The 12,315-nt window shown below is 67.6% G+C and carries 13 protein-coding genes; 7 read left to right on the top strand and 6 right to left on the bottom strand.

From position 1 onward, the window contains the following. Nucleotides 1–48 precede the first annotated feature (48 nt). Nucleotides 49–738: a glutathione binding-like protein gene (locus tag ACS0OT_RS19045; RefSeq protein ID WP_442255936.1), complete on the bottom strand. Its 690-nt coding sequence runs from the start codon at nt 736–738 to the stop codon at nt 49–51. A gap of 112 nt (nt 739–850) precedes the next feature. On the opposite strand from ACS0OT_RS19045, the gene ACS0OT_RS19050 reads away from it, so the two are divergent. Then, complete coding sequence (locus tag ACS0OT_RS19050; RefSeq protein ID WP_065177871.1) at nt 851–1,471, top strand: TIGR00645 family protein; 621 nt, start codon at nt 851–853, stop codon at nt 1,469–1,471. Between the two features lie 200 nt (nt 1,472–1,671). After that, on the top strand, nt 1,672–2,685 hold the full coding sequence (locus ACS0OT_RS19055) for an energy transducer TonB (protein ID WP_065177870.1): 1,014 nt from the start codon (nt 1,672–1,674) through the stop codon (nt 2,683–2,685). An 82-nt stretch (nt 2,686–2,767) separates the two neighbouring features. Here the strand turns inward: ACS0OT_RS19055 and ACS0OT_RS19060 are convergent, their stop codons facing one another. After that, nucleotides 2,768–3,022: a hypothetical protein gene (locus ACS0OT_RS19060; RefSeq protein ID WP_095378230.1), complete on the bottom strand. Its 255-nt coding sequence runs from the start codon at nt 3,020–3,022 to the stop codon at nt 2,768–2,770. 78 nt (nt 3,023–3,100) lie between these two features. Here ACS0OT_RS19060 and ACS0OT_RS19065 point away from each other — a divergent pair, with 78 nt between their 5' ends. Both ACS0OT_RS19065 and ACS0OT_RS19070 read left to right on the top strand, forming a co-directional pair. Then, nucleotides 3,101–3,886: an AraC family transcriptional regulator gene (locus ACS0OT_RS19065; protein WP_139727974.1), complete on the top strand. Its 786-nt coding sequence runs from the start codon at nt 3,101–3,103 to the stop codon at nt 3,884–3,886. A 67-nt stretch (nt 3,887–3,953) separates the two neighbouring features. Continuing rightward, entirely contained in the window at nt 3,954–4,382 is a 429-nt protein-coding gene (locus ACS0OT_RS19070) for a DUF7832 domain-containing protein (RefSeq protein WP_005420206.1), read from the top strand. Between the two features lie 72 nt (nt 4,383–4,454). On the opposite strand, the gene ACS0OT_RS19075 is transcribed toward ACS0OT_RS19070, so the two are convergent. From ACS0OT_RS19075 to ACS0OT_RS19085, 3 genes are read right to left on the bottom strand one after another with little or no spacing between them, the layout of a single operon-like run. After that, nucleotides 4,455–5,639: an ABC transporter permease gene (locus ACS0OT_RS19075; protein WP_053496786.1), complete on the bottom strand. Its 1,185-nt coding sequence runs from the start codon at nt 5,637–5,639 to the stop codon at nt 4,455–4,457. Continuing rightward, a complete protein-coding gene (locus ACS0OT_RS19080; RefSeq protein ID WP_065177866.1) occupies nt 5,636–6,382 on the bottom strand; it encodes an ABC transporter ATP-binding protein in 747 nt (248 codons plus the stop codon). Before ACS0OT_RS19080 ends, ACS0OT_RS19075 begins: the two co-directional genes overlap by 4 nt. Beyond that, a complete protein-coding gene (locus ACS0OT_RS19085; protein WP_139727976.1) occupies nt 6,379–7,905 on the bottom strand; it encodes an alpha/beta hydrolase in 1,527 nt (508 codons plus the stop codon). Before ACS0OT_RS19085 ends, ACS0OT_RS19080 begins: the two co-directional genes overlap by 4 nt. Nucleotides 7,906–8,191: 286 nt before the next feature. Between ACS0OT_RS19085 and ACS0OT_RS19090 the strand changes: the two genes are divergently transcribed. From ACS0OT_RS19090 to ACS0OT_RS19100, 3 genes are all read left to right on the top strand, one after another. Next, complete coding sequence (locus ACS0OT_RS19090) at nt 8,192–8,677, top strand: DUF1203 domain-containing protein (protein WP_005420217.1); 486 nt, start codon at nt 8,192–8,194, stop codon at nt 8,675–8,677. A 233-nt stretch (nt 8,678–8,910) separates the two neighbouring features. Then, nucleotides 8,911–10,080 (top strand): lytic polysaccharide monooxygenase, encoded by a 1,170-nt coding sequence (locus ACS0OT_RS19095; protein ID WP_065177864.1) that lies wholly within the window; start codon nt 8,911–8,913, stop codon nt 10,078–10,080. Between the two features lie 175 nt (nt 10,081–10,255). Then, entirely contained in the window at nt 10,256–11,422 is a 1,167-nt protein-coding gene (locus ACS0OT_RS19100) for a lytic polysaccharide monooxygenase (protein WP_065177863.1), read from the top strand. A 115-nt stretch (nt 11,423–11,537) separates the two neighbouring features. Here ACS0OT_RS19100 and ACS0OT_RS19105 read toward each other — a convergent pair whose 3' ends face one another. Continuing rightward, nucleotides 11,538–12,287: a ferredoxin--NADP reductase gene (locus ACS0OT_RS19105; protein WP_442255937.1), complete on the bottom strand. Its 750-nt coding sequence runs from the start codon at nt 12,285–12,287 to the stop codon at nt 11,538–11,540. Nucleotides 12,288–12,315: the final 28 nt, after the last annotated feature.

A 12,315-nucleotide genomic window follows, 5' to 3' on the forward strand; every position in this document is an offset into this window, starting at 1 on the left:
GCGGACGAGTGCCGACCAACGGTCGGCACCCACCTTCAGATGCCGGGGTCAGCGCTGGCCGAACAGATGCTTGCGCTCTTCGTCGCTGAGCGGCTTGCCGGCGTTCGGGTTCACCTGCTGGCGCAGCGCATAGGCGCGCTGGGTGGCCGGGCGCGCGGCGATGGTCTCGTGCCAGCGCTTGAGGTTCGGGAACGCGGCGAAGTCCACCGGCAGCGTGTCGTAGGCGCCGATCCACGGGTAGCTGGCCATGTCGGCGATGGTGTACGCGTCGCCGGCCAGGAAGGCGTGCTGGGCCAGGCGCTTGTCCATCACCCCGTGCAGGCGGCGCACCTCGTTGTCATAGCGCTCGATCGCATACGGGATCTTTTCCGGGGCATACACATTGAAATGCCCCATCTGGCCACTCATCGGACCCAGGCCCGCCATCTGCCAGAACAGCCACTCCAGGGTGGTGATGCGGCCGCGCGGGTCGCTGGGCAGGAAGCGGCCGGTCTTCTCGGCCAGGTACAGCAGGATCGCGCCGGACTCGAACACGCTCTGCGGGGCGCCGCCATCGACCGGGGCGTGGTCGACGATGGCCGGCATCTTGTTGTTGGGCGAAATGGCCAGGAACTCTGGCTTGAACTGGTCACCCGAGCCGATGTTGACCGGGTGGATGCGGTACTCCAGGCCGGCTTCCTCCAGCAGCAGGGTCACTTTATGGCCGTTCGGGGTGGGCCAGTAATACAGGTCGATCATGGCGTCGGCTCGGGGTGCGGAAAGGAACCTGAAGTCTAGTGCGTGAGTTGGGTTGGCACCGTCATGGCGGGCCGGTAACCTCGCCTCTCCCCCGAAACGCAGCATCCCCCGCATGAGTGCAAACCGCCCGCCGCTCTCCCCGTTGTCCACGCTGATCTTCGCCTCGCGCTGGCTGCAGCTGCCGCTGTACCTGGGCCTGATCGTGGCGCAGTGCGTCTACGTGTTCCTGTTCGGCAAGGAACTGTGGCACCTGATCTCGCATTCGGTGTCGATGGGCGAGCAGCAGATCATGCTGATCGTGCTGGGCCTGATCGACGTGGTGATGATCTCCAACCTGCTGGTGATGGTGATCGTCGGCGGCTATGAGACCTTCGTCTCGCGCCTGCGCCTGGAAGGCCACCCGGACCAGCCGGAATGGCTGAGCCACGTCAATGCCAGCGTGCTGAAGGTGAAGCTGGCGATGGCGATCATCGGCATCTCCTCGATCCACCTGCTGAAGACCTTCATCGCCAGTGGCGCACTGAATGGCATCCCGCTGTGCACGCCGGAGCAGATGAGCGTGGCCGCCGCCAACATCGGTGTCGCCCGCTGCTCGATGCTGACTCAGGAAGGCGTGCTGTGGCAGACCATCATCCACTGCGTGTTCATCCTGTCGGCGATCGGCATCGCCTGGACCGACAAGCTGATGTCCAACGGCCACAGCAAGTCGCACGACAAGGCGCACGACCACTGAGGTCGGCGCCGGCAACGGCACGGCCGCCGTTGCCCATCCCGGCCACTGCTCTTGTACGCGGCGGCGGCCGGGATGCTAGATTGCACCCTCGCCGTTGCCGGCGGTGGCGTCGGGAAACGTCACCCTGCCGCGCCCGGACCGCTGGTCCCGGCCATGCATATCAATGATTTACGTCACGTCGTCTTCTAGAGGGGAGCAGGATGTCGCACGTCTCAACGATCACCGCCGCGCGCCGGTGGCTGCCGGTTGCCCTGGCACTGGCACTGGCTGCCTGCTCGGGCAAGGAGGAAACCGCCGCACCGGCCCCGGCCGCCGCACCCACCGCCGCTGCACCGGCCGCACCGGTGGTCGCCGCCAAGGTGCAGTCGATGGGCACCGAGCAGCTGCGTGAGTCGGCCAGCCAGGCCCTGCGCGAGAACCGCATGTACGCGCCGGCTGGCGACAACGCCATCGAGTACTACCTCGCCCTGCGCGACAAGACGCCGGACGACGCCTCGGTGAAGAGCGCGCTGACCGACCTGCTGCCCTACACCCTGATCGCCGCCGAACAGCACCTGGGCCGCGAGGACTACACCGAAGCGCAGCGCCTGGTGGCGCTGATCGAGAAGGTGGATGCGTCCGCGCCGGCCCTGCCACGCCTGAAGGACGGCCTGGCCAAGGGCGTGCAGAACGCGGCCAAGCGCACCGAGGCCGAAGCCGAGAAGGCGAAGAAGGACGCCGAGGACCGCAGCAAGCAGCAGACCGAACAGCAGCGCCTGGCCGAGCAGCGTGCCAGGGAAGCCGACGCGGCCAAGCAGATCGCTGCCCAGCAGGACGCCGCCCGCCGCGACAATGAGCGCCAGGAAGCCGAGCGCCAGGCTGCGGCCCGCCGCGAAGCCGAGCAGAAGCAGCAGCAGGCTGCCGCCCAGCAGGCCAGCGCCGCACGCCAGGCTGCAGCTCCGGCGGCCGCTGCGGCGCCGAACCTGCGCCCGGTCAGCACCCCGGCGCCGCGCTATCCGTCCGAGGCGCTGCGCGCAGGCACCTCCGGCGAAGTGCTGGTGGAAATCACCGTCGGCACCGACGGTTCGGTGACCAACGCCCGTGTGCTGCGCGCAACGCCATCGCGCGTCTTCGATCGCGAGGCCATGAACGCGGTCAAGCGTTGGCGCTTCGAGCCGGTCAGCGCACCGGTCACCACCCGCCGCACCCTGGTGTTCGCCCCGGGCGGCAGCTGACCACGAAAAGGGGACGGAGGGGATTAAGTCGTTTCCGACCCGCAATGACCACACGGCCCGGCATGTCCGGGCCGTGTTCGTTTCAGGCGAGGCTGTCGATCAGGCGCTGCAGTTCCGGATCGCGCGCGTCCAGCACCTGGAACAGGCCCAGCGCATGCAGGCCCGGCAGCAGCGCACGCAGGTCGGCTTCGGCGGTGGCGCGGGTGGCGTCATCGCCGGCGGGGTCCTGCCAGTCACGGACGCTGGCGAGGAAGGCGCCGACGCTGCCCTTGCGCACGGTGAGGCCGTTCATCTGCACCTCGTTCTGATGGTCGGGAAGGATGTCCTGCGGCTGCATGGGTGATGCTCCTGTGGGATCGGGAGTCCAGTGTGCCGCCCAGCCATTGGCACTTCTGCCGTATAACTGCCATTGGATATGGCAGATCAGACATCACCCACGTTGATTGACCCCGCTTTGGCGAACGCCGAAGGCGGTCCACTCGTCCTGGCCTCGCAGCTGCGGGTGCCCGGACGGCGCCGCACCGCGCGCCACCAGCACGTGCGCGGCCAAGTGCTGGGTGCCCACCACGGCCTGCTGCGGATCGAGGCCGGCGATCTGCACTGGTTGCTGCCGGCGGGGCATGTTGCCTGGATACCGCCCTTGCTGCCTCACGCCCTGGTAGGGGCAGAGGCATTCGATGGCTGGAGCCTGTACTTCAACGCAGAAGCCTGTCTGGAGCTGCCCGCCGTGCCGCGCATTCTCCAGCCGAACGTGCTGTTGCAGGCGGCGATGATGCGCGCACTGAGTTGGCCACATCAGGCGCTGGACGCCGCGCAGGCACGCCTGGCCGGCGTGATCACCGATGAGATCGCCGCCAGCACGCCTTTGCCGCTTGCCTTGCCACAACCGCAGGATCGACGGTTGCGGCGGATCGCGGCGGCGCTGGCACGGTCGCCGGACGACCTTCGCAGCGTCGAAGCGTGGGCCGCCGCCAACGGACTGTCCGGCCGCAGCCTCGCCCGCCGGTGGCGGGCCGAAACAGGCATGACCCTGGGCCATTGGCGGCAGCGCCTGCGCGTGCTGCTGTCGCTGCCACGCCTGCTGGCGGGCGAGCCGGTGATCAGCGTTGCGCTGTCGATGGGCTACGACACCCCGAGCGCGTTCATCACCGTGTTCAAGCGCGAGATGGGGGTGACGCCTGCGCGGTATACCAGCGGCTGACGCATTCGACGCTCCCGCTGTCTACCCTCGCGACCTAAGCTATTTTCTAGAATCAGGAGGAGAACAGATGAAGTACGACGACGCCAGCTGGCATTCCGGGGGTGACTTCCCTTCGGATCTTCCGGCTGAGGCCGGCGCCACTCACATCGGCATGTACCTGGCATGGCTGCTGCTACAGGGCATGGCAAGCGAAGAGCTCGCCGAGGACGCAGAAGAAGACCTGCAGGCGCTGCGGGAACGTAGAACGACGCCGGGCCTGTTCCTGCTTCAATGCAGCGACGGCAAATTCGTCGATGACCTGGTCAGTGATGAAGCCAACACGTTCACTGCTTCGTACTACGACCTCGAGAATGGCCAGTATCTCGAAGACTATGAGGAACAGTTGGGGGCCGAGGTCCTTTCGCTGTACCACGTCGCCGATACCTGGGAAAACTTCGACCGACTGGCACCGGTGATCGCCCAGCGCTTCGCCGCTTGGCAGGCAACGCGAACCTGAGAACAACGAGGCCCGGAATGACCGGGCCTCGTTCCCCATCCGCCAGGCATGGCCTGGCGCTACCAGCTGCAGTCAGCCAGAGATCGCCAGGCGCTCGTTGTGGTAGCGGCGCACGGCGGCGAACCACAGCACGGCGGCGAGGCCGAGGCTGGCGCCGAGGTAGATCGCCCAGACCGCCGGGGTGATGATCTCGTGGCGGATCACCTTCAGCAGCATCTGGTTCTGCGACAGGAACGGCACGGCGTACTGCCACAGCTCGCTCTTCAGCGGATAGGCTACCAGTGCATAGCCAGGCAGCATCGGCAGCAGCATCAGCCAGGTCATGTGGCTTTGCGCTTCCTTCATGCTCTTGGCTGCGGCCGACAGGAAGGTCAGCAGCGAGGTACCGATCAGCAGCATCGGCAACATCACCAGCAGCATCTGCAGCATCGAGCCGACGTTCATGTTGAACTGGCGGCCAATGTTGCCGGGTGCGATCTGCGCGCTCACCTTGAACGCGACCAGGGTCAGCAGCAGCGACACGAAACCGACCACGCAGGCGGCGGCGATCTTGCCACTGACGATCGCGCTGCGCGAGCCCGGCGTGGCCAGCAGGGGTTCCAGCGACTGCCGCTCGCGCTCGCCGGCGGTGGCGTCCATCACCAGGTATGCACCACCGATGAACGAGGTCAGCGTCAGCAATACCGGCAGCAGCATCGACAGGATCATGCCGCGCTTGGCCTCGGCACTGGCCAGGTCCTGGCGCGCCACGTCCAGCGGGCGTGCCACCTGTGCGTCGATGCCACGCGCCATCAGGCGCAGTGCACCGACCTGGCCGTTGTAGGTGGCCAGCGCCGCCTCCAGGCGCGCACTGGGTACTTCAGCCGCGCGACGCGTGCTGTCCTTGATCACCTCCACCAGCGCCGGCTTGCCCTCGGCCCAGTCCTTGCCGAAATCATCGCTGATGCGCAGCGCCACATCGATGTCCTGGGTGCGGATGGCCTCGGCCAGGTCCTTCGGTGCCGGTGCGGCATTAAGGCCCTGTGCGGCGAGGAAGCGCACCAGGTTCGGCGCGTTTTCGGCGCCGATGGTCGGGATCTGCAACGGCTCTTCGATCTGGGTGCGTACCCGGCTCTCGGCCAGCTTGCCCATGCCCAGCAGCAGCACCGGGTACAGCAGCGGCCCGAACAGCAGGGTCAGCAGCAGCGTGCGGCGGTCACGCGACAGGTCGCGCAGTTCCTTGCGCATCACCGTCATCAGGGTCGACATCATGCTCATGCGTGCAGGCCCTCTTCGCTGCCGATCAGTTTCACGAACGCGTCCTCAAGATTGGCTTCGCCGGCCTGCGCACGCAGCTCGTCGGCGCTGCCGGCAGCCATCACCGTGCCCTTGGCGATGATCACGATGTGGTCACACAACGCGCCCACCTCCTGCATGATGTGGCTGGACAGGATCACGCAGCGCCCCTCTTCGCGCAGGCCCAGCAGGAAGCGGCGCAGCGCGCGCGTGGTCATCACATCCAGGCCGTTGGTCGGTTCGTCGAGGATGACGTTGCGCGGGTCGTGCACCAGCGCGCGGGCAATCGCGGTCTTGGTGCGCTGGCCCTGCGAGAAACCATCGGTCTGCCGGTCGAGGATGTCCCCCATGTCCAGCGCGTGCGACAGCACCTCGATGCGTTCGCGGATGCGCTCGGCCGACAGGCCATGCAGTTCGCCGAAGTAGGCGATGTTCTCGCGCGCGGTCAGGCGCTTGTAGACGCCACGCGCATCGGGCAGCACGCCAAGGTGGCGACGTACCTCCACCGGATTGCGCGCCGCATCGATGCCGTCGACAGTGATGCTGCCCTGGTCGGGCGTCATCAGTGTGTACAGCATGCGCATGGTGGTGGTCTTGCCGGCACCGTTGGGGCCGAGCAGGCCGGTGATCAGCCCATCCCCGGCGCGGAAGCCGACGTTGGCGACCGCCTGGATGCGGCCCGTGCGGGTATCGAAGGCCTTGTGCAGGTTGTCGGCGACGATCATGGTTCCCATCCGTTGAACGAGGTGAACGCCGGCACGTAGCTCAGCGTATCCAGGCAGCCGGCATCCAGCGCCTTGGCATCGGTCTTGTCGATGAACTGGCCGAGCAGCCGCGGCATGCAGCCGGCGGTCAACGTGCCATGGCCCTGGCCACGGGCGACCAGCGCACGGCCGTTGGGCAGGCCCTTGAGCACCTGTGCGGCGTAACGCGGCGGCGTCACCGGGTCCAGCTCACCAGACAGCAGCAGTGTCGGCACGTCGCTGCGCAGCGGCACGGCATCGGTTGCCGGCGCCGGACGGTGCGGCCACACCGGGCAGGCCGCGAAGAACGCACTGGCCACTTCGTTGCCGAACAGCCGCTCGGGATCCTCGGCCGGCGCGTGGTAGCGCGGCGCATCCTCGCTGCAGATCACCGACCACTGCATGCCGCGGTTGATCTGGAAATCCATGCTGCGGTTCGCGCCGCGCGCCAGCGATGCCAACGGGGCATAGCGCCCGTGTGCGGCTTCATCCAGCACCAGTGGCAGCAGCGAGGAATACTGCGGCACGTAGGAGAAGGCGAAGGCAAGGCCGACCACGCTGTCCGGGGTCAGGACATCCTGCCGGGGTGCGTTGGTACCCGGGTCGCGATACTCGACCGAGACCGGTGCACGGCGCAGGGTGTCGACCACGCTGCGCAGCTGCGCGCGGGTATCGGTCGGGAAACGCTTGCTGCACGCGGCATCCTTGCGGCACTGCGCCGACTGCAGGGCGATCGCATCCTCGAAGGTGGTCGCGAAGTCGCCACCGACCACCAGCTCGTTCGGTACCACGCCATCGATGACGATGCTGCGGGTGTGCTGCGGATAGGCCCCGGCATAGCGCTGGGCCACGCGGGTACCGTAGGAGCCGCCAACCAGGTTGAGCTGGTCCACACCGAGCGCCGCACGCACCGCATCCAGATCGGCGATCGCCTCGGTGGTGGTGTAGAAGCGCGCATCGGCACGCCCCTGCAGCGATGCGGCGCAGCGCTGGGCGTAATCGCGCAGCGATGCCTCGGAAGGCGCGGCATCCTCGTCCACCTGCAGCGGCTTGCCGTCCGCGCCCAGGCAGCTGAGCGGGTTGGAGCCGCCGGTGCCGCGCTGGTCGATCAGGAACACGTCGCGCTGCTTGCGCACCTGGCGCAGTGCAGTATCGACGATGACCGCCACCTCGCTGGCCGCTTGGCCGGGGCCGCCGGCCAGGAAGAACACCGGGTCGGGCTGGCTGGCGCCGCTGCTGCCCGATTCCAGCCAGGCGACACGCAGGCCGATCCGGCGACCGTCAGGCTGGGCCCGGTCCTCCGGCACCTGCAGGGTGGCGCACTGCGCCTCCACGTTGGCGCTGGCACCTTCGGTGGACAGTGTGCAGGGCTGGAAGTCGATCGTGCCGAAGCGGCGGCTGGGTGCATCGCTGGCGCTTCCGGCGTCGGCCGGCGTCGGCTGGCTGCACCCGGCAAGCATCAGGCTGGCCAGCATCCCGGCCAGCGCGAGGTGGTGTCTTTGCATCGTGCTCGTTTCCCCTGGAGGACGTTCCTGTCGACCACGACGGGCTGCCGCGGAAGATGTGACCCAACTTACACGGGCAGCGCGCCGACGGCGATGGGCAATGACGAATCCGCAGCCAACGGCGCGCAGACCAGGCGGTCCCGCCTCTCGGCCTTGGCCGGCACAGGGCGGCATCGGCGGCGGCCCGTGGGCCAGTGCACCGGCCCGGCGGCGATGCGGGGTCTGAAAACGGCGAGCACGGTCGCCGGCGCACGCGCAGAATCCGCCGCAGACCCAGGAGACGCTCATGCACACGTGGTACCTCGGTGGCATCGACCATCGCCCCTTCCTGCACCTGTTCGAGATGAGTGACAGCGCGCTCGCCGCGCTCGGCATCCAGCGTCGCTGGGCCGGCGCCAACGGCGGCCATCCCTGCCGGATCAGCCTGAGCGATCCCGCGCCTGGCAGCGAGCTGCTCCTGCTGTCCCACGTCCACCTGCCGCTGCATTCACCGTATCGCGCCGCCGGCCCGATCTTCGTGCAGCGCGGCGTGACCCGTTGCGTCCTGCCGCCAGGCGAGGTGCCCCCGTATGTGCAGCGCCGGATGATATCGATGCGTGCCTATGACCACGCCGCGCTGATGTGCGGTGCCCAGGTCTGTGCGGGCACCGAGGTGGCCGACCACCTGGATGCACTGTTTGCCGACCCGTCGGTGGCGTTCGTCCAGCTGCACAACGCGGCGCATGGCTGTTTCTCGTGCCAGGCAGATCGGGTGGGTACCGTGACTGCGTAGCGCGATCCCCATGACGTGATCGATGCCACGCCGGTCACGTGACGTCCAGCGCATCCGTTCAGCCCTGCGTGAAGCCTGCGGGAAGGGCTTCACATGCGCAGTCACGGATCGGCACTGCGATGGTTCCGTCGCCTGCATCGCGACTCGATACTCGCCGTGGTGCCGCCGGAAGTCCACTGCGCAGCGCAGCGCCTGCGGTCACCGTTCCCTTTCGACGACCACAAGGATGCGCCATGTCATTCCGATCCACACCGCTGCTGCTGGCTACCTCGTTCGTGGCTGCGGGCCTGTCCCTGGCCGGCAACGCGTTCGCCCACGGCACCATGACCACGCCGGTCAGCCGCGTCTACGCCTGTTTCCAGGGCAACCCCGAGAACCCGACCAACCCGGCCTGTGCCGCCGCCAAGGCCATCGGCGGTTCGCAGGCGTTCTACGACTGGAACGGCATCAACCAGGCCAATGCCAACGGCAACCACCAGGCCGTGGTGCCCGACGGCAAGCTGTGCAGCGGCAACAACCCGACCTTCCGCGGCCTGGACGTGAACCGCAGTGACTGGCAGACCACGCCGATCCAGCCCGATGCCAATGGCAGGTTCACCTTCGTGTTCAAGGCGACCGCGCCGCACGCCACCCGTGACTGGCGCTTCTTCGTCACCCGCGAAGGCTGGCAGCCGGGCAGCCCGCTGCGCTGGGCCGACCTGCAGGAGTTCTGCACCCTGGGCAATACACCGCTGTCGGCCGATGGCACCTACAAGCTGCAATGCACGTTGCCGCAGCGCACCGGCCAGCATGTGATCTACAACACCTGGCAGCGCTCGGATTCGACCGAGGCGTTCTATACCTGCATGGATGTGCGTTTCCAGGGCGGCGGCGGAACGGCACCGGCAACGCAGTGGCAGGATGCCGGCCCGGTCACCGCGCGCGGCGAGCTGCCGGTCGGCACCACGTTGGCGCTGCGCGTGTTCAATGCCAACGGCAATGATGTCGAACGCGTGGAAGCCACGCTGGCCAGCGGCCAGACTGCCGCCGCACAGTGGCCGCTGGTGCTGGCACGCACGGTCAATGCCAGTGCGCAGCACGCACGCGTGGGCGTGCTCAGCAACGGCGTGATCACGCCGGCGGCCTCGGCCACCGACAACCGTGTGTACCTGAAGGACGGCAACCGCTTCCAGCTCGACACCCGGGTGCCCGACGCGGGCACGCCGTCGCCGGGCGGTGATTTCGACCACGTGTACCCCGCAGGCATTGGCAGTTACGTCCCCGGCCAGACCGTGGTAAAGGGCACCGACGGCAAGCTGTACGCCTGCCGCCCGTTCCCGGAAGGGGCGTGGTGCAACGTCAATGCCGAGGCATATCGCCCCGGTGTGGGCAGTGCATGGCGCGATGCTTGGGTGCCCTACTGACCCGTTGTAGAAGGCGGTGCGCATCGTGCCGCCTTCTGCCTGGGCCGCAGTGTTTTGAGCAGGGCGCTGCAGATCAGGCACGACAGCCATCAAATTCAAACTTGTCCGATGTTGACGGCGCGTCTGCATGTGAAGACTCCATGAGGTTTCCCACACCTCGCAAAGGAGTCTCTGCATGCACCTGTCCCACCGGGCAGTCCTCGCACTGTCCGTCGTTGCCGGCCTCGCCCTGTCTGGCAGCGCCTTCGCCCACGGCACCATGACCAAGCCGCTCAGCCGCGTGAAGCAGTGCCACGAGGGCAATCCGGAAAACCCGACCAACCCGGCCTGCGCCGCCGCCAAGGCCATTGGCGGCGCGCAGCCGTTCTACGACTGGAGCGCGATTGCGCACGGCAATGCCAATGGCAACCATCGTGAACTGGTGCGCGACGGCGAGCTGTGCAGTGCCAGCATTCCCAAGTACCGCGGGCTCGACCTGAACCGCACGGACTGGCCGACCACGCCGATCCGCGCCGACGCGCGTGGCCGCTACACCTTCGAATTCTATGCCCCGGCCCCGCATGCCACCCGCGAGTGGAAGTTCTATGTCACCCGTGAGGGCTGGCAGCCGGGCAGCCCGCTGCGCTGGGCCGACCTGCAGGAGTTCTGCACCCTGGGCAACGTGCCGGTGGATGGCAAGACCTACAAGCTGGATTGCCCGCTGCCCAAGCGCAGTGGCCAGCACATCATCTACAACACCTGGCAGCGTTCGGATTCGGGTGAAGCGTTCTACACCTGCATGGACGTGCGATTCGAAGGCGGCAATGGCGTGATTCCGCCGCCGCAGTGGCAGGATGCCGGCCCGGTCACCGCCCGCGGTGCGCTGGAGGCAGGCACCACGCTGACCCTGCGCGTGTTCAATGCCAACGGCAACGATCTGGAGCGCCCGGAAATCACCCTGGCTGCTGGCCAGACCGCTCCGGCACAGTGGCCGATGGCGCTGGCCCGCAAGGTCAACGGCAGTGCCCAGCACGCCCGCGTCGGCGTGATGAAGAACGGCGTGATCACGCCGGTGGCGTCCGCCACCGAGAACCGCGTCTACCTGAAGCCAGGCAACCGCTTTGAACTGGAAACCCAGATTCCGGGCCCGGTTGATCCGGTCGATCCGCCGGGTGGCGATTTCGACTTCGTGTATCCGGCCGGCCTCGGCAGCTACAAGCCTGGCGAGACCGTGGTGAAGGGCACCGACGGCAAGCTGTACGCCTGCCGTCCGTTCCCGGAAGGTGCGTGGTGCAACATCAACGCCGATGCCTATCGCCCGGGCACCGGCTTTGCCTGGCGTGATGCCTGGATCGCGTACTGAGGCCGGGCACCGGGGGCGGCGTGGTGCCGCCTCCGGTTTGCGGGGGGTTGCCGGCCAGCGGCCGGCACTACCGGGGTTCATGGGGTTGCCGGCCAACGGCCGGCACCACCCGGGCCTACTTGCTGCTGACGTACTTCTCGCGGCGGATCTGCGGGTTGCCCAGGCCGGCCGCCTTCAGCAGCTCGGCGCAGGCATCGACCATGTCCGGGTTGCCGCACAGGTAGGCGATGTCGGTGGCCGGGTCCGGCGTGAAACCGGCCAGCGCCTGCTGCACGTAGCCGTGCTGTACATCCGGGTGCGGTTCGGCCGGCAGTTCGCGCGACAGGCACGGAACATAGCGGAAGTTCGCGTGCTTTTCGGCGAAGCTGTAGAAATCTTCGCTGTACAGCAGCTCGCCCGGACTGCGCGCGCCCTGCAGCAGCACGATCTGCACGCCGCGTTCGGCCATGGCCTTCTCCAGCAGCGGCAGCATCGAGCGGTAGGGGGTAACGCCGGTACCGGTGGCGATCAGCAGGTAACGGGCGTTGTGGTCACCGGGATTCAGGCAGAACCGGCCATAGGGGCCGGACGCACTGATCTGGCTGCCCTGCTCCAGCGCCTCGAACAGGGCCGTGGCGGCGCCACCGGGCACGAAACTGACCGCGATGTCCACCGCCTCGCCCGGGGCCAGCGCATGGTCGTGGATGGTCGCCAGCGAGTAGCTGCGCTTGGTTTCGGTGCCGTCGGCGTAGCTGAAATGGACCTGGATGAACTGGCCGGGCTGGAAATCCAGCGGCTGCCCATCGTCACGCACGAACTGGTAGTGGCCGACGGTCGGGGCCAGCATGCGGCAGCCGACCAGCTTGAGGGGGAATTGAACAGGCACGACTTTTCGGGACAGTGTGTAGCCGGGG

This window comes from Stenotrophomonas maltophilia group sp. RY12688, from assembly GCF_052149045.1.
Classification (GTDB): Bacteria; Pseudomonadota; Gammaproteobacteria; order Xanthomonadales; family Xanthomonadaceae; genus Stenotrophomonas; species Stenotrophomonas sepilia.